The following is a 20,477-nucleotide window of genomic DNA, read 5'->3' as shown; positions in this document are numbered from 1 at the left end:
CCCGCGACGAACCGGCGCGCCCCACGAGTGCTCTCGTGGGGCGCGCCGGCGCGTGTGCGGCGGGACGGTCAGGCGACCAGCGCCGACAGCTTGCGCAGCGACTCGTTCAGGGCGGCGGTCGCGGAGTCCTTGAGCTTGCCCGCCATCAGCGAGACGGCGGCCCCGGTGAACTCGCCGTCGATGCGGACGGTCGTGGCCCCGCCGTCCGGGACCAGGGTGTACCGGGTGAGGACGGCCACCCCCATCGGGCCCTTGCCGGTGATGGCGAAGAGGCGCTCGTCCTCCAGCTCCGAGACGGTCCACAGCACCTCGGCCGGGAAGCCCATCATCTTCATGTTCTCGCTGAAGGTGGAGCCGAGCGCGAAGGTGCCCGGGCCGCCCTTCGGGAAGTCGGTGTGGGTCGTGCTCCACTGGCCGTAGGAGTCCCAGTCGGTGAGCTGCGCCCAGACCTTCGCGGCGGGCGCCTCGATGCGTGATTCCGCGGTGACTTCGGCCATGCGGCCACCCCTTCTCGTCGGGTTCGTGCGCGGAACGTAGCCCCGGCGGGCGCAACATTCAATACTGACGGCCTGTCAGAAACGCTGACGGCGACCGCCCCGGCCCCGGGCCCGTCTCAACAGGTGTCACCCAAGCGACACTCCTGTCCGGCCCTGCCATGATGGCCGCATGCAAGCGTCAGGGAAGAACGCCGGACTGGGCCTCGCCCTCGTCTCGGCGTGTGCGTTCGGTGGTTCCGGGGTCGCGGCGAAGCCGCTGATCGAGGCGGGCCTGGACCCGCTCCACATGGTGTGGCTGCGGGTGGCCGGCGCGGCGCTCGTACTGTCCCCGCTCGCCTGGCGCCACCGCGGCCTGGTGCGGCGCAAACCGCTGCTGCTGGCCGGCTTCGGGCTCATAGCGGTCGCCGGTGTGCAGGCCTTCTACTTCGCCTCCCTCTCCCGCATCCCGGTCGGCGTGGCCCTGCTGCTGGAGTACCTGGGGCCGTGCCTGCTCCTGGGCTACATCCGCTTCGTCCAGCGCAAGCCGGTGACCCGGGCCGCGGCGGCCGGCGCCACCGTGGCCGTCGCCGGACTGGCCTGCGTCGTGGAGATCTGGGCCGGGCTCAGTCTGGACCTGCTCGGTGTGCTGCTCGGTCTCGCCGCCGCCTGCTGCCAGGCCTGCTACTTCGTCTTCGCGGACCAGGGCAGCGACGAGGGCGACGTACCCGACCCGCTCGGCGTGATCGCGTTCGGCATGCTCATCGGGACGCTGGTCATGACCGTGATAGCGCGGCCCTGGCAGATCGACTGGCAGGTGCTGGCCGGCGACGCGGTCATGGGCGACATGACGGTGCCCGCGGCGCTGCTGCTCGTCTTCGTGGTGCTGGTCGCCACCGTGTTCGCGTACCTGACCGGGGTCGTCGCTGTGCGCAAGCTGTCGCCGCAGGTCGCCGGGGTCGTGGCCTGCCTGGAGGCGGTCGTCGCGACCGTGCTGGCCTGGGTGCTCCTGGGCGAGCACCTCTCCACCTGGCAGACGCTGGGCGGCGCGCTCGTGCTGGGCGGCGCCTTCATCGCGCAGTCCTCGCGCCCCATGCCTCCGGCGGCGGCCGAGCCGGCCGTGCTGGACCGCGAAGCGACGAACGCCTAGGGTGGCGATCATGCCTTCGACCGCCGTGCTTCCGCCTCCCGCCGCCTAGCGCGGGCGGCCCTCACGCAACAGTCCCGGCCCGGAAGTGCCCCGGGCGGGTTTCGCGCTGCCCGCGAAGCGATGACCTGCTCTTCTCATCCTTCACGCAAGCGCGGAGACACCTGTGTCGAATCAATCGCCCGTTGCCGGGCGCAGTCTGCTGTACCTCGTCGTCGCCGGAGCCGCCTGGGGCACCGCCGGGGCGGCCGCCTCGCTCCTCTTCCTGGCCAGTGACCTCGGTCCGCTCGCCCTGTCGTTCTGGCGGAGCGCGGGCGGCCTGGTGGTCCTGGCGGGGGTGCTCGCCGTACGCCGCCGACCCGTGCCGGCCCTGCCCCGCCCCTCGGTCCGGTCGCTCATCGGGACCGGCCTGATGTTCACCCTGTTCCAGGCCGCGTACTTCGGCGCCGTACGGGATACGGGCCTGGCGGTGGGCACCGTGGTCACCCTCGGCGCCGGGCCGGTGCTGATCGCGCTCGGCGCGCGGTACTGGATGGGGGAGCGGCTCGGCCGGGGCGGGGCCGCCGCCGTCGCGGGGGCGCTGGCCGGCCTCGCCGTCCTGGTGCTGGGCAGCGGCGGGGGTGAGGTGCGGCCGCTCGGCGTCGGCTGGGCGCTGCTGTCGGCGGCGGGCTACGCGGGGATGACCCTGCGCGCCCGGTGGCTGGGGCAGCGCGGTGCGGGCGGGGACCCGCTCGTCACCACCGCCTGGTCGGTCGGGGTGGGCGCGGTGTGCCTGCTGCCGGCCGCCTTGGTGGAGGGGCTGCTCCCGCACACTGCCGAACCGGCCCGGGTGCTGTGGCTGCTGGTCTACGTCGCCACGGTGCCGACGGCTCTGGCGTACGCCCTCTACTTCACCGGGGCCGCGGCGGTGCGCGCCGCGACGGTGTCCGTGATCATGCTGATCGAGCCGGTGAGCGCCGCGGTGATCGCCGTCCTGCTGCTCGGGGAGCGGCTGACCGGCGCCGTGGTGCTGGGCACCCTACTCCTGCTGACGGCGGTCGGGGCGCTGGTCGCCGCCGAGGCGCGGCGGCCCGCGGGCGGGCCGGAGGAGCGCCGGCCCGCCCCGGCGGCTCAGAGCGCGGCGAGGTAGCCGGGGACGGCGATGCCGGCGGCCAGGTCGGCGGCCGGGACCGGGGTCCCGTACGCCGGGGCGACCGGGACCACGCCCGACCAGAACGGCAGGTCCAGGTCCTCGGCGTCGTCGTTCGGGCCGCCGGTGCGGAGCTTCGCCGACACTTCGTCGAGGTCCAGGCGGATCACCGCCGTGGCCGCGAGTTCCTTCGCGTTGGCCGGGCGGGAGTCGGCGGAGCGGCCCGGCACGACGTGGTCGACCAGGGCGTCGAGCGCCATCCGACGCTCTTCCTCGTCGGTGACCTGGTAGGCGGTGCCGTGCACGACGACGGAGCGGTAGTTGATGGAGTGGTGGAAGGCGGACCGGGCCAGCACCAGGCCGTCGACGTGCGTGACGGTCACGCACACGGCGAGGCCCGGGTCGGTGGTGCCGGCGGCGAGCAGCGGGCGGGACCCCGTCGAACCGTGCAGGTAGAGCCGCTCACCTACCCGGCCGAAGAGCGTCGGCAGCACGACCGGCGCGCCGTCGCGGACGAAGCCGAGGTGGCAGACGTAGGCCTGGTCGAGTATCGAGTGGACCGTCTCGCGGTCGTAGCGCGCCCGCTCCCGGGACCGGGTCGGGACGGTGCGCCCGGTGGGCGCGTACGGGTCGGCCGGTGCGGCATGCGCGGTCGCCGGCTCGGTCGGCTGGTCGGTCGGCTCCGTGACGGGCGTGACGCTCATGGTGCGAACTCCGTTGTACTAGTGCATAATGTGCTTTGTGCTAGGAGAGTATCGGATCACAGGGCGTCGCACATCGGAGATCGCAGCCAGCGTCGAGGCGGGTATCGGCTCGGGCACCCTCGTGCCCGGAACGCTGCTGCCGCCGATGCGGGAACTGGCGGGAGTGCTGGGGGTGAACCCCAACACCGTCGCCGCCGCGTACCGGACGCTGCGCGAGCGCGGGGTCATCGAGACGGACGGGCGGCGCGGCAGCCGGGTACGGGCCCGGCCCGCGAGCGCGCCGCGCGACGAGCTGCGGGCGGCGGTCCCGGACGGCGTACGGGACGCCGCCTCGGGCAACCCCGACGTGTCGCTGCTGCCCCGGCTGGACGGCGCCCTCGCCGCCGCGGCTGACCGGTACGCGAAGGCGCCGACCCTGTACGGGGACGACCCGGTGGCGCCGGAGCTGGCCGCCCTGGCCAGGGCCGGCTTCGACGCGGACGGCGTCCCGCCCGGCGAGACGGCGGTGACCTCCGGCGCCCTGGACGGCGTCGAACGGGTGCTGGCCGCGCACCTGCGCCCCGGGGACGCGGTGGCGGTGGAGGATCCGGGCTGGGGCAGCATGCTGGACCTGGTGGCCGCCCTCGGCCTGCGGATGCTGCCGGTGGCGGTGGACGACGAGGGGCCGCGCCCGGAGGCGGTGGCGCGGGCGCTGGCCGCGGGCGCCCGGGCGCTGGTGGTGACGGCCCGGGCGCAGAACCCGACGGGCGCCGCGGTCGGTGCGGCACGGGCGGCGGAGCTGCGCGAACTGCTGGCCCGGCAGCCTGAGGTGCTGGTCGTGGAGGACGATCACGGCCACGGCATCGTGGACCTGCCGTTGCACTGCCTGGGCGGGGTGACCCGGCACTGGGCGCTGGTCCGCTCGACGGCGAAGGCGTACGGGCCGGACCTGCGGCTCGCGGCGCTGACCGGCGACGCGGTGACGACGGACCGGGTGCGCGGCAGGCAGCGGCTGGGGCCGGGCTGGGTGAGCCGGCTGCTCCAGTACGCGGTGGTCGAGCTGTGGGCGTCCGGCGCGGTGGATCCGGCGGCGGTGGCCCGGTCCTACGGAGAACGGCGCGACGGGCTCGTCGCGGCGCTCGCGGAGCGCGGGGTACCGGCGCGGGGGCGCAGCGGCATGAACGTGTGGGTGCCCGTCGCCGACGAGACCGGGACGGTGACGCGGCTGCTGGGCGCCGGGTGGGCCGTGGCGCCGGGGGCGCGGTTCCGGGTGGACAGCGGTCCGGGGGTGCGGGTGACGGTGTCCCAGGTCGCGCCCGACGAACTCGCGGCCCTGGCCGGCGCGGTGGCGGCGGCGGTCAGGCCGGCGGCGGGGGGCCGGTTCGGCTGAGCGGCCCCCCGCACGGGGTCACGCGCCCTTCGTGGAGGGCCGGCCCTGGGTGAGCGCGGCGCCCGCCAGGACGACGGCCGCGCCGACCGGGGTGTTCCAGTGGAGCTGTTCGCCGAGGACCAGGACGCCCGCCGTGGTGGCGATGACCGGGACGAAGTACGTGACCATCTGCGCGGTGGTCGGGCCGATCTCCGCCACCAGGCCGTACTGCATCTGCAGGGCCGCGCCCGTCCCGAGGGCGCCCAGGGCGATCACCGCCAGGGTGGGCCAGAGCGGGAAGCCGGCGGGCGCCGAGGTGAACAGGGCGCTGACCGCGAGCAGCTGGAGCGCCGAGACCATGAGCTGGGCCCCGGTCATCGCCACCGGCGAGCCCGGGGCGCCCGCCAGGGTGCGGCGGACGTAGATCCAGCCGATCGGGTAGCAGAGCGAAGCCAGCAGGGCGAGGGCGGCGCCCTTGGCGTCGACCCCGGAGAAGCCCTGCCAGGCGCCGAGCACGGTCAGGACCCCCAGGAAGCCGAGCCCGAGCCCCGCGAAGCGGCGCCGGGTCGGGCGGTCCTCGGACAGCGCCACCAGCGACAGCACCATGCCCCACAGCGGCGACGTGGCGTTGCAGATGCCCGCCAGGCTGGACGGGATGCTCTGCTCGGCGAAGGCGAACAGCGAGAACGGCGCGGTGTTGAGCAGCAGCGCGCTCACCGTCAGATGGGCCCAGGTGCGCCGGCCGCGGGGGAGGGGTTCACGGCGGACCAGCAGCACCACGAGGAGGGCGAGCGCCCCGCACAGGACCCGCCCGAAGGCCACGTGGAACGGTGCGTACCCGTTTGTGCCCACCTTGATCAGGAGGAAGCTGAAGCCCCAGATCACCGAGAGGACGGCGAACCGCACCCGCCAGTCCATGGTGCGGGTGCGGCGGACGGGGGCGAGGGTGCTCGCTTGGACGGGCCGGGCGGTGGCGGGTGCGCTCATGGGTTCACTCTCGGGCCCGAGAAGGATTAGAACAAGCGAGATTTCGTGGCCAGCACGCCGTAGCATTGCTTACATGTTGAACCTGGAGCGGCTGCGCACCCTCGACGCCCTCGCCCGCCACGGCTCGGTCAGCGGTGCGGCGGACGGCCTGCACGTCACCACCTCCGCCGTCTCCCAGCAGATGGCCAAGCTGGAGCGCGAGGTCGGGCAGCCGCTGCTGGCCAAGAACGGGCGCGGTGTCCGGCTCACCGACGCGGGGCGGCTGCTCGCCGGTCACGCGGCCCGGATCATCTCCCAGGTGGAACTCGCCCAGGCCGATGTCGAGGCCCAGCGTGGTTGCGCCGTCGGCGAGCTGGGCATCGGCGCCTTCCCGACCGCGATGCGGGGCCTGCTGCCGCCCGCCCTGTCCGCCCTCCGGGCCGACCACCCCGGACTGCGGCCGCGGGTCCGGGAGCAGGCGCCCGAGGAGTCCATGGCGGCCGTCGTGCGCGGCGACCTCGATCTGGCGCTGGCCATCGACTGGTACAACAAGCGGATGCCGGTGCCCGTCGAACTCACCCGGACGCACCTGCTCGACGACTCCTGTGACGTCGCCGTGCCGGCCGGGCACCGGCTGGCCGGGCGGGGCGAGGTCTCGCTCGCGGAGTTCGCCGCCGATGAGTGGATCTCCTGGAACGAGGGCCAGTTCTGCCACGAGTGGCTGGTGTTCACCCTGCGGGACATGGGCGTCGAGCCCCGCGTCGCGCACATCGCCGAGGAGCACCACACCCAGCTGGCCTTCGTGGAAGCCGGGCTCGGGGTGTGCGTGACGCCGCGGCTCGGGCGCGGACCGGTGCCCGAGGGGGTCCGGCTGCTGCCCGTCCGGGACGCCGTCCAGCGCCACGTGTACGCCGTCTGGCGGGCCGATGCCGACCGGCGGCCCTCGATCCGGGCCGCCGTCGGGGCCCTGCGGGCGGCCGCCCTCGGGCTGTAGCCGCCCGGGGCCCTACAGCTTGCGGAAGTCCCAGGACACGACCGAGTCCGGGGTGAGCCGGATCCAGGCGTGGCGGCCGTCGTACGGCATCTGCCCGATGCCGAAGTTCTTGGCCGGGAACAGCCGCTCCGGCTCCGCCAGTTCCGGGCATGGCCCGCCGGTGCGCGGGGCCTCGCCCACGAAGACGGCGCTGCCGGAGAGTTCGACCCCGCGCAGTTCGTCGTACGCCTCGCCCGCGTCCACGACCACCGAGATCCGCGGGTCCGCGCGCAGGTCCGACCAGCGGCGGCTGCGCGTGATCGAGTACAGCCACAGCGACCGGCCGTCCCAGGCGAACCACAGGGCGCCCACGTGCGGGCGCCCGTCGGGGGAGACCGTGGCCACCCGGCAGGTGCGCTGTTCGCGCAGGAAGGCGTCCACTTCCCCGTCGGTCATCATGATGCGCCGGCCCCGTCGCTGCGTCCCGTCCATGCCCGCACCCCTTCACATCTGACTGTGTGTCAGGAATCATGCGGGCTCTTCGGCCGTCACGCCAGGGGGAGCCATGCCCGAACTCGCGCCCGCACCCGATGCCGCCACCACCGCACTGCTCACCGTCGAATGCCAGAACGGCGTGGTCGGGGCCGAGAGCGCGCTGCCCGAACTGGCCGAGGAGGCACGCGGGTCGGGAATGCTGGACCGGGTGGCCGCCCTGGTCGCCGCCGCGCACCGGGCCGGAGTGCAGGTCCTGCACGCGGTCGCCGAACGCCGGCCGGACGGGCTCGGGGCCAGCACCAACGCCCGGCTCTTCCGGGCCGCCGGGAAGCTTCCGGTGCGCCAGCTGTGCGGCACCCGGGCGGTGGAGGTGGCCCCTCCCATCGAGGTGGCCGCACAGGACCTGATCGTGCGCCGCCTGCACGGGCTCTCGCCGATGGCCGGCACCGACCTCGACCCCCTGCTGCGCAACCTCGGCATCCGCACGCTGGTCGTCACCGGGGTCTCCGCCAACATCGCGATCCCGAACACCGTTTTCGACGCCGTGAACCTCGGCTACCGGGTCGTGGTCCCCTCGGACGCCATCTGCGGGGTACCCGCCGCCTACACGGACGAGGTGATCCGCAACTCCCTCTCGCTCGTCGCCGCCGTCACCACGGCCGAAGCCCTCCTTAACCAGTGGGAACCCGCCCGCTGACCCCCGTAACCTGGGCGGATGCTGTCCGAAGTGATCGCGACCCGTTACGTCACGCCCTTGCGTGAGGGCGGCTCGCTCCCGGGGATCGTCGAGGCCGATGATCTCGGTACCTACGTCATGAAATTCACCGGAGCCGGCCAGGGGCGCAAGACCCTGGTCGCCGAGGTCATCTGCGGCCGCCTGGGCCAGCGGCTGGGGCTGCGGGTCCCGAGGCTGGTGCGGATGCAGCTCGATCCCGTCATCGGGCTGGGCGAGCCCGACCAGGAGGTGCAGGAGCTGCTCAAGGCCAGTGGCGGACTGAACCTCGGCATGGACTACCTCCCCGGCTCGATCGGCTTCGACCCGCTCGCGTACCAGGTGGACCCCCTGGAGGCCGGGCGGGTGGTGTGGTTCGACGCCCTCGTCAACAACGTCGACCGGTCCTGGCGCAACCCCAACATGCTCGTCTGGCACGGGGACGTCTGGCTGATCGACCACGGCGCCACCATGATCTGGCACCACAACTGGCCCACCGCCCAGAGCGCCGCCGCCAAGCCCTACAACGCCTCCGACCACGTGCTGGCGCCCTTCGGCCCGGACGTCGCGGCGGCCGCCGAGGCGCTCGCGCCCCTCGTCACCCGGGAACTGCTCACGGAGGTCGCCGCCGACGTCCCCGACGAGTGGCTGGTCGACGAGCCCGGCTTCGACTCGACGGACGCGCTGCGCCTGGCCTACGTGGAGGCGCTGCTGACGCGCGCGGCGACGATCCACGAGAGGATCTCGACGGCGGCAGAGGTGAAGGCCCCGTCCAAGCCGCCCGGCTGGCTGACCGACCACCTGCCCGAATGGCCCCACAAGACCAAGAAGAAGAGCGACGGCGAGTGATCAAGCGGGACGTGTTCGAGTACGCGCTGGTGCGCGTGGTGCCCCGGATGGAGCGCGGCGAGTGTTTCAACGCCGGCGTGATCGTCTACTGCCGGGCGAAGTCCTACGTCGCCGCGCGGGTCCACCTCGACGAGGCCAAGCTGCGCGCCCTGGACCCCGGCGCCGACGTCGCGGGCGTACTTGCCGCCCTGCACGCCGTCGAGGGGCTGTGCCGGGGCGGCGAGCGGGCCGGCCAGGCCGCCGGGGACGATCCGGGACGCCGGTTCCGCTGGCTGATCGCGCCGCGCAGCACCGTCGTGCAGCCGGGCCCGGTTCACACGGGGCTGACGGCGGACCCGGAGGCCGAGGTGGAGCGGCTGCTCGACCTGCTGGTGCGCTGACCCGGAGGAAGATCCGTACGACCCGGGGGCCTTGGGGCCCGGTGCCGTTGACACCGGGTGCCAGGGCTCCTAGCGTCTCCTCAGCTGAAGCTACTAAGCGGTTGCTCACCCGTGAGGAGCCGCTCCAGAGGATTCCGAGCGCGAGGAGACCCAGCATGTCCACCACCGAGCAGCGTGTAGCGATCGTGACCGGGGCGGCCCGGGGCATCGGCGCGGCCACCGCCGTGCGCCTGGCCGCCGAAGGCCGCGCGGTCGCCGTGCTCGACCTCGACGAGGCCGCCTGCAAGGACACCGTCGAGGCGATCACCGCCGCGGGCGGCACGGCCCTCGCGGTCGGCTGCGACGTCTCGGACAGCGCACAGGTGGAGGCCGCGGTCAAGCGCGTCGCGAGCACGCTGGGCGCCCCGACCGTGCTGGTCAACAACGCGGGTGTGCTCCGGGACAACCTGCTCTTCAAGATGAGCGACACCGACTGGGACACGGTCATGAACGTGCACCTGCGCGGTGCGTTCCTGATGGCCCGGGCCTGTCAGAAGTACATGGTGGAGGCCAAGTTCGGCCGCATCGTCAACCTCTCCAGCAGCTCGGCGCTGGGCAACCGCGGCCAGGCCAACTACTCCGCCGCCAAGGCCGGCCTGCAGGGCTTCACCAAGACGCTGGCCGTCGAACTCGGCAAGTTCGGCGTCACCGCCAACGCCGTCGCCCCCGGTTTCATCGTCACCGAGATGACCGCCCAGACCGCCGCCCGCGTCGGCATGGGCTTCGAGGACTTCCAGGCCGCCGCCGCCACCCAGATCCCGGTGCAGCGCGTGGGCCGTCCCGACGACATCGCCAACGCCATCGCCTTCTTCACGGGCGACGCCGCGGGCTTCGTCTCCGGCCAGGTCCTGTACGTGGCCGGCGGCCCCCTCAACTGACGGCTACCGGCAACCGGCGCGAGGCAGAGCAACCGAGGAGAGGCACGGCGCACATGACGACTTACGAAGGAACGGACAGCGGCAAGGTCGCACTGATCACCGGCGCGAGCCGGGGCATCGGCTACGGCATCGCCGAGGCACTGGTCGCCCGCGGCGACCGGGTCTGCATCACCGGACGCAACGAGGACGCCCTCAAGGAGGCCGTGGAGGCGCTGGGCGCGGACCGGGTGATCGGCGTACCCGGCAAGGCCCACGACGAGGCCCACCAGGCCCTCGCCGTGGAGCGCACGATGGAGGCCTTCGGGCGGGTGGACTTCCTGATCAACAACGCGGGGACCAATCCCGTCTTCGGGCCGATCGCGGACCTCGACCTCGGGGTGGCGCGCAAGGTGTTCGAGACCAATGTGATCTCGGCGCTCGGCTTCGCCCAGCGGACCTGGCACGCCTGGCAGAAGGACAACGGCGGCGCGATCGTGAACATCGCCTCCATCGCCGGGCTCTCCGCCTCGCCCTTCATCGGCGCGTACGGGATGAGCAAGGCCGCCATGGTCAACCTCACCCTCCAGCTGGCGCACGAGATGGCGCCCGGGGTCCGGGTCAACGCCATCGCGCCCGCCGTGGTCAAGACGAAGTTCGCGCAGGCCCTGTACGAAGGGCGCGAGCAGGAGGCCTCGGCCGCCTATCCGCTGGGCCGGCTCGGCGTCCCCGAGGACATCGGAGGGGCGGCGGCCTTTCTTACATCTGCACAAGCGGAATGGATCACAGGGCAAACTCTCGTCGTTGACGGAGGAATGTTCCTCAATGCTGGGGTGCACTGACCGATAACCGGACGCATTTGCCTCCTAAAGGGAGGCAAATGCGTATCGAATGTGCATGAAATCGGTCAAGTGCCTCACCAAACCTGCCCATTGGATTTGTGAGGCACTGCGGTAGGGTCTGCCGCACCCCTGGCTGATCGAGGAGCGTGCACGTGTTCAACCGGACCAGATGCCTGCAGATCACTGCAGCCCTTGCGTCCATATCCCTGCTCGCCGGATGCGGTCTGCTTTCCGATGGCAGCGGTGCCGACAAGAAGCCGATCGTGGTCGGTACGACGAGCAAGCCGAGCACCCTCGACCCGGCGGCGGCCTGGGACGGCTCCTGGGAGCTGTACCGGAACATCTACCAGACCCTGCTGGCCTTCCCCACCGGCAGCACCAAGCCCGAGCCGGACGCCGCCCAGGGCTGCGAGTTCACCGACTCCGCCAACGAGTCCTACCGCTGCACGCTGCGCAAGGGCCTGAAGTTCTCCAACGGCGAGGTCCTCGACTCCAAGGCCGTCAAGCACTCCCTGGACCGCATCCGCACGATCGCGGCCAAGACCGGCCCGAAGGACCTGTTCGGCAGCCTCGACAAGATCGAGACCCCGGACGCGCTGAGCGTCGTCTTCCACCTGAAGACCCCGGACGCGACCTTCCCGTACGTCCTCGGCTCGCCGGCCGCCTCGCTGGTCCCGCCCGGCGAGTACCCCGCCGACAAGGTGCGCAAGGACGGCAAGACCACCGGTTCCGGCCCGTACGTCCTGACGTCGTACAAGGACGGCGAAGCGGTCCTCGGCCGCAACGACAGCTACGTGGGCTTCGCCAACCGGCGCAACGACACCGTGACCATCCGCTACTTCACGGACTCCAAGAAGATGGTGGCGGCGCTCAAGGACAAGGAGATCGACGCCACCTACCGAGGCCTGTCCGCGACCGAGATCAAGGACCTCCAGAGCCCCGCCTCGCACGACAAGGGGGTCCAGGTCGTCGAGAACGTCGGTTCCGAGATCCGCTACCTGGTCTTCAACCCGAAGGACCCGCAGGTCGCCAAGCCGGCCGTGCGCCAGGCGATCGCGCAGAGCATCGACCGCGGCGCGCTCGTCAGCAAGGTCTACCAGGGCACGGCCGAGCCGCTGTACTCCATGGTCCCCAAGGGCGTCCTCGGTCACAAGACGCCGTTCTACGACATGTACGGCCAGCCGAACGCCGACAAGGCCAGGAAAGCCCTCCGGGACGCGGGGATCACCCAGCCGGTGGAGCTGACCTTCTGGTACACCACCGACCGCTACGGCTCCTCCACGGCGGACGAGTTCACCGAACTCAAGCGCCAGCTCGACGAGAGCGGCCTCTTCAAGATCACTCTGCGCAGCAAGCCCTGGATCGAGTTCCAGGACGGCTACAAGAACGGTGAGTTCCCCGTCTTCGGACGAGGCTGGTTCCCCGACTTCCCGGACCCGGACAACTTCATCGCGCCGTTCGTCGGCAAGGAAAACGCGGTCGGCACGCCCTACGAGCCGGCCGACATCCTGAACGACCTGCTGCCCAAGTCCCGGCGCGAGAGCGACCGCTCGGCCGGCGTCAAGGAGTTCGAGCAGGCCCAGCAGACCTTCGCCCAGGACGTCCGCCTGCTGCCCCTGTGGCAGGGCAAGCTGTACGTGGCCGCGCGCGACGACGTCGCGGGCGCCGAGCGGGCGCTGGACCCGCAGACCGTCATGCAGCTGTGGGAGCTGTACCGCAAGACCAGCTGGTAGTCCCCGCTCCCCGGCCCCGGGCGGACGAGGCGTTGTCAGTGCCTCCGGGTAGGTTCGGTCCAGTCACACCAAGCAGTTGTACGGACCTGTACCGGAGGATGTAGACGTGAGCCAGATGCTGCCCGAGTCCTGGCTCCCCGCTATCGGCGGGGAGCTGGACCAGCCCTACTTCAAAGAGCTCGTGGAGTTCGTCGAGAAGGAACGGGCCAACGGGCCGGTCTACCCGCCCCACGAGCAGGTCTTCGCGGCCCTGGACGCCACGCCCTTCGACAAGGTGAAGGTGCTGGTCCTCGGCCAGGACCCGTACCACGGCGCGGGCCAGGGCCACGGCCTGTGCTTCTCCGTGCGCCCCGGCGTGAAGACCCCGCCCTCGCTGCGCAACATCTACAAGGAGATGAAGGAGGAGCTGGGCCTGCCCGTCCCCGACAACGGCTACCTGATGCCGTGGGCCGAGCAGGGCGTCCTGCTGCTCAACGCGGTGCTCACCGTCCGTGAGGCCGAGCCCAACTCGCACAAGGGCAAGGGCTGGGAGAAGTTCACCGACGCGGTGATCCGCGCCGTCTCCGCCCGCCCCGACCCGGTCGTCTTCGTCCTCTGGGGTGCCTACGCCCAGAAGAAGATCCCGCTCATCGACGAGGAGCGGCACGTGATCGTCAAGGGTGCCCACCCCTCCCCGCTGTCGGCCAAGAAGTTCTTCGGGTCCCGGCCCTTCACACAGATCAACGAGGCCGTCGCCGCGCAGGGCCATGAGCCGATCGACTGGCGCATCCCGGACCTGGGCTGACGCCACACCGCGCCTCGGTGCCTGAGCCGGTTGCTCCGGTTAGCGTCTTGATGATCAGACCGGGGCAGGTCTGGCGGAGCAGCCGGAGGTCGCGTTGACGGAGCAGCGGGAGGCGTCGGAGGACGCCGTCATGACCAGGATCGGCCAGGCGGTCATCCTGCTGCACGCCGGCGACCGCGAGGAGGCCCGCAACCGGCTGGGCGAGATCTGGTCCGAGCTGGGGGAGGGCGGCGACCTGCTCCACCGCTGCACCCTCGCGCACTACATGGCCGACGCCCAGGACGATCCCGCGGACGAACTGGCCTGGGACCTGCGGGCCCTGAGCGCCGCCGAGGGGATCGCGGCAGGGCCGCCGCCCGCGCGGCCGCACCAGGCGGTCCGGGTTTTCTACCCGTCGCTGCACCTGAGCCTGGCCGCCGACTACGTGAAGCTGCGCCGTCCTGAGGCGGCCCGGGTCCATCTCGCCCGGGCCCGGGCCGCCACCGAGGCGCTGGCCGACGACGGCTACGGCAACGGGGTGCGGGCCGCCATCGCCCGGCTGGAGCGGCGGCTCGACGCGGACCCGGGCGCCCCGCCCCGGCCGTTCCCCGAGCAGGGCCCGTAGCCGCACGCGGACGGCTCCCGTACGGCGTCAGCCGGCGTGGACGCCCGCGCAGATCCGGGCCTCCGGGCTGTCCGGATGCCAGCGCCCGTGCCGCCGCCCGAGCGCGCACACGTCGGCCGGGCGGACCGGCAGCTCCCGCATCAGCTCGCGGCCGGACTCCGCCCCGCGCCGCCCGGCGGGGCCGGACGGGCTCCCGGGGTGCCGCGTGGACGTCTTCGCGGGCCGCCGGGGCTCGGGGATGTCGGGAACGGGCGGCGCGGTCTCCCCGGAGGCCGGGCCCGCCGCCGAGCGGGCGGCGGACAGGCGGGAGCCGCCCGGAGCCGCCGGACGCGGGGACTCGCGGGGCCCCGCCTTCAGCGCCTCCAGCGCGGGAGCCTGGACCACCACCGGCAGGACCCCCGGCCCGCCGCGCGGTTCGTGGTGGGGCGGCAGCCCGCTGGAGGTGCCCGCCGCGGGCTGCGTCGCGGTGGGGCTCACGGTCACACAGCCGGAGACGGCCGAGACGGCACAGGCCACTCCGAGCAGCAGTTTTGTCGTGGTTCGGGTTGGATGCACCCGCGCAACTCTGCTGTGTGGGGACCCCGTTGCGAAAACCCTGGGCGGATATTGCCCCCGCAAGGGTGACGGCCGGCCGCCGCCGCGCCGCAGGTTGACGCCCGCCCCGGGGCCCCGGCTAGTCGCCGGTGGCGCCGTCGATGTGCTCGCGCAGCAGATCCGCGTGGCCGTTGTGGCGCGCGTACTCCTCGATCATGTGGGTGTAGACCCAGCGCAGGCTGAACACCTCGCCGCGGTGGTGGCTGTCGGGCTCCGACAACAGGTCCAGGGAACGGCCCGCGGCGGCCTGCCGGGCCAGCTCGACCTCCGTCTGCCAGACCTCCTCGGACTCCGCCCAGCTGTCGTCGGCGGTGAAGTGGAAGTCCCCGTCCGGGTCTTCGCGGGTGGAGTACAGCTCCGGCAGGTCCGCGCCCAGCATGATCTCCCGGAACCAGTACCGCTCCACCTCCGCCATGTGGCGTACGAGGCCCAGCAGGCTCAGCTCGGAGGGCGCGAGCGGAGTGCTGCGCAGCTGCTCGTCCTTGAGCCCCTCGCACTTCCAGGCGAGCGTGGAACGGTGGTAGTCGAGCCAGCCGTCCAGCATTTCACGCTCGTTCGCGGTGGTGGAGGGCTCGTCACGGTGTGATCCAGAACTGGTCATGGTGCCCATCTTCGGCGAACGCGGCCCCTGTCACCAGGGATTAAGCTGCGAGCGTCCCACAAGGAAGCAACCAGGAGGTACCCGGTGAAGGTCGGCGTCATCGGACTCGGCGACATCGCCCGGAAGGCGTACCTGCCCGTCCTCAGCACCCGCCCCGGAGCCGAGCTGCACCTGCAGACCCGGACCCCCGAAACCCTGCGGCTGATCGGCGACGTCCACCACGTCCCGGCCGAACGCCGGCACACCGGCCTCGACGCGCTCATCGCCCAGGGCCTCGACGCGGCCTTCGTCCACGCGCCCACCGCCGCCCACCCCGAGATCGTGACCCGGCTGCTGGAGGCGGGCGTACCGACCTACGTGGACAAGCCCCTGTCCTACGAACTGGCGGAGTCACGGGCGCTCGTCGAACTGGCCGAGGCGCGGCGGGTCTCCCTCGCCGTCGGCTTCAACCGGCGCCACGCACCGGGCTACGCGCAGTGCGCCGACCACCCGCGCGAGCTGATCATCATGCAGAAGAACCGGGTCGGCCTGCCCGAGGACCCGCGCACCCTGGTCCTGGACGACTTCATCCACGTCGTCGACACCCTGCGCTTCCTCCTGCCCGGCGAAGCCGACCACATCGACGTGCGGGCCGTGGTGCGCGAGGGGCTGATGCACCAGGTGGTCCTCCAGATGTCCGGCGACGGATTCACCGCCCTCGGCGTCATGAACCGCCTCTCCGGCTCCACCGAGGAGATCCTGGAGGTGTCCGGGCAGGACACCAAGCGGCAGGTCGTCAACCTCGCGGAGGTCATCGACCACCGCGGCCAGCCGACCGTGCGCCGCCGCGGCGACTGGGTGCCGGTCGCCCGCCAGCGCGGCATCGAACAGGTCGTGGACGCCTTCCTGGAGGCCGTCGGGGCGGGCCGGACCCTCAGCGCCCGCGACGCCCTGCTCACCCATGAACTGTGCGAGCGGGTGGTGCGCTCGGCTCTGGAGCAGGCCTCCTGAGCGAACGCGCCGCCTGCGCGGCGCAGTACGCGGCCAGCGCGGCGAGGGCCGCGCCCACCGGCCAGTCCCCGAAGCGCACGTAGAGCGTCGTGCCCCGGGCGAGCGGAACCTCGTAAACGGCGGCCGCGCTCGCCGAGGTGGGCAGCGCCGGCCCGATCCGCTCCCCGGAGGGACCGTGCACCTCGCTGATCCCGGTCAGGGTGGCGTGCACCACCGGGCGGCCGGCCTCGGCGGCCCGCAGCGCGGCAAGCGAAGCGTGCTGGGCCGGGGCCCAGCTGTGCTGGAAGCTGGAGGTCGACGACTGGGTCACGAGCAGCGCCGCCCCGTCGCGGGTGAGGCGCCGGCTCATGTCGGGGAAGGCGGACTCGAAGCAGATCAGCGGACCCAGCCGCACCCCGGTCCGCCCCGGCAGCTCCATCAGGGCCGGGGCGTCGCCGCGCATCCGGTCCTCGCCCGCCGCCTTGCCGACCGAGGTTGCCCAGCCGAACAGGGCCCGCGCCGGTACGTACTCCCCGAACGGCACCAGACGCATCTTGTCGTACCGGTCCCCGGTCGGCCCGCCGGGGCCTACGAGCACGGAACTCTTGTATATCCCGGGCCGGTCACTGCGCCGCGCGTCCACGTTGACCAGCAGCGGAGCGCCCACCCGCGCCGAGAGCGCCGCGAGCCGCCGGGCCAGGTCCGGCCGGGCCGCGAGATCCTCGCCGACGCTGCTCTCGCCCCAGACCACCAGGTCCGGGCGCTGCTCCGGCGGACGCTCGGCCAGCGCCCGGGTCAGCCGCTCCCCGGCCGCGAACCGCCGCTCCGTACTGTCCGGGCCGTCCGCCACCGGCCCCGGCTGCACGACGGCCACCCGCAGCCCGCCCGACACCTGCGGCCGCGGCACCCACAGCCATGCCGCCCCCACGAGCACCGCACACCCCGTCATCCCGGCCATCGCAGGCACCCGCGCCCCGGGTACGGCGACCAGCAGGGCCAGCGCAGAGTTCACCGCCACCACCAGCAGGCTCACCAGCCACACGCCGCCCACCGACGCCAGCAGCAGCGCCGGCGGCACCTGCCACTGGCTGGCCCCCAGCAGCCCCCACGGCCCGCCCAGCCCCTGCCAGGACCGGACCAGCTCCGGCAGCACCCACCCCGCCGGTACGAGCACCAGCGCGGCACCCGCCCGCCCGGGCGTGGTGACCCCGCCGAGCAGCTCCCGCACGAGCAGCGCCCAGGGGACCCAGAGCGCACCGAGCAGGGTCGCCAGCAGGAGCAGGAACACGTGCAGGCTCGGCAGCAGCCAGTGGTGGACGGCGAAGACCAACCCCGTCCCGCCGAGCCAGCCCTCCAGAGCGGCGCGCCGCCCGGTGGGGGCGGACCTCAGCAGCAGCATCCAGGGCACGAGGGCGACGTAGGCGAACCACCAGAGCGCCGGAGCGGGGAAGGCGAGCGCGGGCAGCGCCCCCACGGCGACCGCGGCGGCCGCACGCCACCACCCGTTGTACTCCGGGACCATGAGGCGCCTCCGCTTCCAGTGTCGGGCAGCGGGGCCGGGTCAGCCCGCCGGGTGCCGCCACTTCTCGTGCACGGTTACCCCGGAGAGCCGCCAGCCATCGCGGGTCCGGGCCAGGGCGAAGGCATAGCGGCCCGCCGCGACGAAGTTGGGGGCGGTGACGGCCGGGTCCGACCCGGCGTCGGCCAGCCGCATGGGGTTGAGGAAGTCGGCCCGCACCTCCGCCGTGTCACCGGGCGCGCCGTCGGTGACCTCCAGCCGGACCAGCCGGTTGACGATCAGGTGCTGGCGGACGGGGAACAGCGTCATGGTCCGCTCCAGCCACTGCGCGACCTCCCCGGCCGGGCCCTCCACCCCGCCGGCGGACCGGTAGTCCGCCCGCCCGGCCGGGGTGAAGAGGGCCCGGTAGGCGGTCCAGTCGCCGTCGTCCACGGCCACCGCGTATCCCGACACCACCTCGTCGATCGCCAGCCGGTCCATCACCGTCGCAAGGTCCACACGCTGCGTCATCGGGTCAGTGTGCGGCCGCCGGGCCGGGAGACCAAGGGGCGTGCGCGGACTTGATCCCCGCCGGTCCGTCAACGACCGGAATGCGCCTCCCGCTGGCGGACGACGACCAGGAACGCGTCGCTGTCCAGGTCCATCACCACCTCGGCCGGCACGCCCTCGCGCATCCGCTGGGCCGCGTACTCCTCGGCCGGCCAGCTTCCCCTCGGACTTCCGGCCGGAAAACGCTCCAGCACCACTCGACGCATGGGACACCCCCTGCTGCTTGCTTACAGGTCTTTCAGCTCTTTACAGGCACAAGTCTTTACAGCCACAACGACGCGGAGGCCGTCCGGGAACGTTCCCGGACGGCCTCCGATTCACGCGAAACGGTGATTTACCCGGCCGATTCGCCCGCGTGCGGGCTCAGCACGCCCATGCTGATCAGCACGATCAGGGCGATGCCCAGCAGGATGCGGTAGACCACGAAGGGCATGAAGCTCTTGCTGGAGATGAACTTCATGAACCAGGCGATGACCACGTAGCCGACGAAGAAGGCGATGACCGTGGCGAAGACGGTCGGCCCCCAGGACACCTGGCCCTCACCCAGCTTCGTCAACTCCATGCCGCCCGAGGCCAGTACCGCCGGGATGGCGAGGAGGAAGGAGTAACGCGCCGCGGCCTCGCGCGTGAAGCCCATCAGCAGACCACCGGAGATCGTCGCGCCGGACCGGGAGACACCGGGCACCAGCGCCATCGCCTGGCAGATACCGAAGATCAGACCGTCCTTGACGCCGAGCTCGTTGAGCGTCTTGCGCTCGCGAACGGCGCGGTGCCGGCCGCCCTCCTCGTCGCGCGCCGTCAGCCGGTCGGCGATGCCGAGCACGATGCCCATCACGATGAGCGTCGCGGCGGTCAGCCGCAGATCACGGAACGGGCCCTCGATCGCGTCCTTGAGCGTGACGCCCAGCACGCCGATCGGGATCGAGCCGACGATCACCAGCCACCCCATCTTGGCGTCCTGGTCCCCGCGCAAGGACTTGTCGAAGAGCGAACGGAACCAGGCGGACACGATCCGCGCGATGTCCTTGCGGAAGTAGATCAGCACGGCGGCCTCGGTGCCGATCTGCGTGATCGCGGTGAAGGCCGCGCCCGGGTCCTGCCAGCCGGCGAATGCCGCGGTCAGCCGGAGGTGGGCGCTGGAGGAGATCGGGAGGAACTCCGTAAGCCCCTGCACGAGACCGAGGATTAGGGATTCGAACCAGCTCATGTCGGGGTGCGCTCGTCCTTGTGATCGTCGGGAAGGTCGCGTCCGATGCTAGGGCCCGTGGGGAACGCCGCTGACCGCAGGGGGGTGCTGGGGCGCCAGGGCGTACGCCGCCACCGGCGCCGACGGGGGCGCGAGCCGGTGCCGCTTGCGCCAGGCGACCGCAGCCGCCGCCACCCCCGACACCGCGATGAAGCCGAAGGAGACGAGGAACGCGGGGGAATCCGGGGAGGACGCGCTCGCGCCGGCGATCACGTACGCGGCGGTGTTGGGGACGGTGCCCAGCGCCGTCGCGCCCAGGAACGGCAGCCAGCCGCAGCGGGACACCGCCGCGCAGTAGTTGGCTGCCGCGAACGGGACCCCCGGGAAGAGGCGGATCGCGAGCATCGAGCGGAAGCCGTGCCGGCCGAGCTGCCCGTCCGCCGCACGCAGCCAGCGGCCGCGCACCAGGGGCCGCAGCGCGTCGCGGCCCAGCGCCCGGCCCAGGCCGAAGGAGATTCCGGCGCCCAGAACCGTACCGGCGACCGCCGCGACCAGCCCGAGCGCGGACCCGAACACCGCCCCTGCCGCCAGGTTCAGCAACGGTCTCGGAACGAACGCCGTGGTGCAGAGGCCGTACACCGTCGCGAACAGCAGCGTCGTCGCAGCCACCGGGAGACCCGGCGGCAGGCCCTGCGACAGCAGCCGCTGGGGCTCGTACAGCAGCACGCCCGCGCCGCCCGCCGCGAGCAGCAGGACGAGCAGCGACAGCCGGGTCCACGGCGAGCGGAGAAGGGGCATTCCGGGAGACTAGCCGACGGGTCCGGCGCGGCGCCGCCGTCCACGTCCCGCGCGGACGGACGGCGGCCGACGCCCGCGAGGCCGGCCACCCGCGCACCGCAGCCGCAGTGACGAAGCCCACGTCCGGCCCGCGCCGCCCGGGCCGGTGAAAAACCGTTCGACGCATCCCGGGCCCCGAGGCAGGATCAAGTGCATGTCCCGGTACGCCTTCCCCGCAGCGCCGTCCGCA

At 72.7% G+C, this 20,477-nt stretch carries 24 protein-coding genes; 13 read left to right on the top strand and 11 right to left on the bottom strand.

All coding sequences use genetic code 11. The annotated features are described in order from the left end of the window. Positions 1 to 68 precede the first annotated feature (68 nt). Complete coding sequence (locus tag ACWGH1_RS02355) at positions 69 to 497, bottom strand: type II toxin-antitoxin system Rv0910 family toxin (RefSeq protein ID WP_453354481.1); 429 nt, start codon at positions 495 to 497, stop codon at positions 69 to 71. Between the two features lie 169 nt (positions 498 to 666). On the opposite strand from ACWGH1_RS02355, the gene ACWGH1_RS02350 reads away from it, so the two are divergent. After that, positions 667 to 1,623, top strand: a complete 957-nt coding sequence (locus ACWGH1_RS02350) for an EamA family transporter (RefSeq protein ID WP_453354482.1) — start codon at positions 667 to 669, stop codon at positions 1,621 to 1,623. A 163-nt stretch (positions 1,624 to 1,786) separates the two neighbouring features. Continuing rightward, positions 1,787 to 2,749, top strand: a complete 963-nt coding sequence (locus ACWGH1_RS02345) for a DMT family transporter (RefSeq protein WP_453354483.1) — start codon at positions 1,787 to 1,789, stop codon at positions 2,747 to 2,749. Here the strand turns inward: ACWGH1_RS02345 and ACWGH1_RS02340 are convergent. Then, entirely contained in the window at positions 2,731 to 3,453 is a 723-nt protein-coding gene (locus ACWGH1_RS02340; protein WP_453408352.1) for a pyridoxamine 5'-phosphate oxidase family protein, read from the bottom strand. The two genes, ACWGH1_RS02345 and ACWGH1_RS02340, sit on opposite strands and share 19 nt — an antisense overlap. Before the next feature lie 37 nt (positions 3,454 to 3,490). Between ACWGH1_RS02340 and ACWGH1_RS02335 the strand changes: the two genes are divergently transcribed. Beyond that, on the top strand, positions 3,491 to 4,822 hold the full coding sequence (locus ACWGH1_RS02335; protein WP_453356566.1) for an aminotransferase class I/II-fold pyridoxal phosphate-dependent enzyme: 1,332 nt from the start codon (positions 3,491 to 3,493) through the stop codon (positions 4,820 to 4,822). Between the two features lie 18 nt (positions 4,823 to 4,840). Here ACWGH1_RS02335 and ACWGH1_RS02330 read toward each other — a convergent pair whose 3' ends face one another. Continuing rightward, a complete protein-coding gene (locus tag ACWGH1_RS02330) occupies positions 4,841 to 5,788 on the bottom strand; it encodes a DMT family transporter (RefSeq protein ID WP_453356567.1) in 948 nt (315 codons plus the stop codon). Between the two features lie 73 nt (positions 5,789 to 5,861). Between ACWGH1_RS02330 and ACWGH1_RS02325 the strand changes: the two genes are divergently transcribed. Next, positions 5,862 to 6,761, top strand: a complete 900-nt coding sequence (locus ACWGH1_RS02325) for a LysR family transcriptional regulator (RefSeq protein WP_453356568.1) — start codon at positions 5,862 to 5,864, stop codon at positions 6,759 to 6,761. A gap of 12 nt (positions 6,762 to 6,773) precedes the next feature. On the opposite strand, the gene ACWGH1_RS02320 is transcribed toward ACWGH1_RS02325, so the two are convergent. Further along, positions 6,774 to 7,232: a pyridoxamine 5'-phosphate oxidase family protein gene (locus ACWGH1_RS02320; protein ID WP_453355057.1), complete on the bottom strand. Its 459-nt coding sequence runs from the start codon at positions 7,230 to 7,232 to the stop codon at positions 6,774 to 6,776. Positions 7,233 to 7,305: 73 nt separating this feature from the next. Here ACWGH1_RS02320 and ACWGH1_RS02315 point away from each other — a divergent pair, with 73 nt between their 5' ends. From ACWGH1_RS02315 to ACWGH1_RS02280, 8 genes are all read left to right on the top strand, one after another. Beyond that, entirely contained in the window at positions 7,306 to 7,932 is a 627-nt protein-coding gene (locus tag ACWGH1_RS02315; protein ID WP_453355058.1) for a cysteine hydrolase, read from the top strand. A gap of 18 nt (positions 7,933 to 7,950) precedes the next feature. Further along, the gene (locus ACWGH1_RS02310; RefSeq protein WP_453355059.1) at positions 7,951 to 8,796 is read left to right on the top strand and encodes a HipA family kinase; all 846 of its coding nucleotides are present in this window, start codon (positions 7,951 to 7,953) and stop codon (positions 8,794 to 8,796) included. After that, on the top strand, positions 8,793 to 9,176 hold the full coding sequence (locus tag ACWGH1_RS02305) for a DUF3037 domain-containing protein (protein ID WP_453355060.1): 384 nt from the start codon (positions 8,793 to 8,795) through the stop codon (positions 9,174 to 9,176). Before ACWGH1_RS02310 ends, ACWGH1_RS02305 begins: the two co-directional genes overlap by 4 nt. A gap of 155 nt (positions 9,177 to 9,331) precedes the next feature. After that, positions 9,332 to 10,093, top strand: coding sequence for a 3-oxoacyl-ACP reductase FabG (gene fabG, locus ACWGH1_RS02300; RefSeq protein WP_453355061.1), 762 nt, complete (start codon positions 9,332 to 9,334; stop codon positions 10,091 to 10,093). Between the two features lie 53 nt (positions 10,094 to 10,146). Continuing rightward, a complete protein-coding gene (locus ACWGH1_RS02295; protein ID WP_453355062.1) occupies positions 10,147 to 10,911 on the top strand; it encodes an SDR family oxidoreductase in 765 nt (254 codons plus the stop codon). A 152-nt stretch (positions 10,912 to 11,063) separates the two neighbouring features. Beyond that, on the top strand, positions 11,064 to 12,644 hold the full coding sequence (locus tag ACWGH1_RS02290; protein ID WP_453355063.1) for an ABC transporter substrate-binding protein: 1,581 nt from the start codon (positions 11,064 to 11,066) through the stop codon (positions 12,642 to 12,644). 115 nt (positions 12,645 to 12,759) lie between these two features. Continuing rightward, a complete protein-coding gene (locus ACWGH1_RS02285; RefSeq protein ID WP_453355064.1) occupies positions 12,760 to 13,428 on the top strand; it encodes a uracil-DNA glycosylase in 669 nt (222 codons plus the stop codon). Positions 13,429 to 13,522: 94 nt separating this feature from the next. Further along, the gene (locus tag ACWGH1_RS02280; protein ID WP_453408351.1) at positions 13,523 to 14,032 is read left to right on the top strand and encodes a hypothetical protein; all 510 of its coding nucleotides are present in this window, start codon (positions 13,523 to 13,525) and stop codon (positions 14,030 to 14,032) included. Positions 14,033 to 14,059: 27 nt separating this feature from the next. Here ACWGH1_RS02280 and ACWGH1_RS02275 read toward each other — a convergent pair whose 3' ends face one another. Continuing rightward, a complete protein-coding gene (locus ACWGH1_RS02275) occupies positions 14,060 to 14,587 on the bottom strand; it encodes a hypothetical protein (RefSeq protein ID WP_453408350.1) in 528 nt (175 codons plus the stop codon). Positions 14,588 to 14,705: 118 nt separating this feature from the next. After that, positions 14,706 to 15,227, bottom strand: a complete 522-nt coding sequence (locus ACWGH1_RS02270; protein WP_453356475.1) for a DinB family protein — start codon at positions 15,225 to 15,227, stop codon at positions 14,706 to 14,708. An 84-nt stretch (positions 15,228 to 15,311) separates the two neighbouring features. Between ACWGH1_RS02270 and ACWGH1_RS02265 the strand changes: the two genes are divergently transcribed. Then, the gene (locus tag ACWGH1_RS02265) at positions 15,312 to 16,217 is read left to right on the top strand and encodes a Gfo/Idh/MocA family protein (RefSeq protein ID WP_453356476.1); all 906 of its coding nucleotides are present in this window, start codon (positions 15,312 to 15,314) and stop codon (positions 16,215 to 16,217) included. Here the strand turns inward: ACWGH1_RS02265 and lnt are convergent. The 5 genes from lnt to ACWGH1_RS02240 form a co-directional block, all read right to left on the bottom strand. Then, complete coding sequence (gene lnt / locus ACWGH1_RS02260; RefSeq protein WP_453356477.1) at positions 16,162 to 17,718, bottom strand: apolipoprotein N-acyltransferase; 1,557 nt, start codon at positions 17,716 to 17,718, stop codon at positions 16,162 to 16,164. The genes ACWGH1_RS02265 and lnt overlap by 56 nt on opposite strands. Before the next feature lie 39 nt (positions 17,719 to 17,757). Beyond that, entirely contained in the window at positions 17,758 to 18,225 is a 468-nt protein-coding gene (locus ACWGH1_RS02255) for a nuclear transport factor 2 family protein (protein ID WP_453356478.1), read from the bottom strand. Positions 18,226 to 18,293: 68 nt separating this feature from the next. Then, positions 18,294 to 18,470 carry a hypothetical protein gene (locus tag ACWGH1_RS02250; RefSeq protein ID WP_190186999.1) on the bottom strand — a complete coding sequence of 59 codons (177 nt, stop codon included), beginning with the start codon at positions 18,468 to 18,470 and terminating at the stop codon, positions 18,294 to 18,296. A gap of 128 nt (positions 18,471 to 18,598) precedes the next feature. Continuing rightward, the gene (locus tag ACWGH1_RS02245; RefSeq protein ID WP_453408349.1) at positions 18,599 to 19,471 is read right to left on the bottom strand and encodes an undecaprenyl-diphosphate phosphatase; all 873 of its coding nucleotides are present in this window, start codon (positions 19,469 to 19,471) and stop codon (positions 18,599 to 18,601) included. A gap of 48 nt (positions 19,472 to 19,519) precedes the next feature. Beyond that, entirely contained in the window at positions 19,520 to 20,248 is a 729-nt protein-coding gene (locus ACWGH1_RS02240) for a TVP38/TMEM64 family protein (protein WP_453357678.1), read from the bottom strand. Between the last annotated feature and the right edge of the window lie 229 nt (positions 20,249 to 20,477).

It is taken from the genome of Streptomyces sp. NPDC054883 (assembly GCF_053610645.1).
This window is presented reverse-complemented; position numbering and strand designations above follow the sequence as displayed.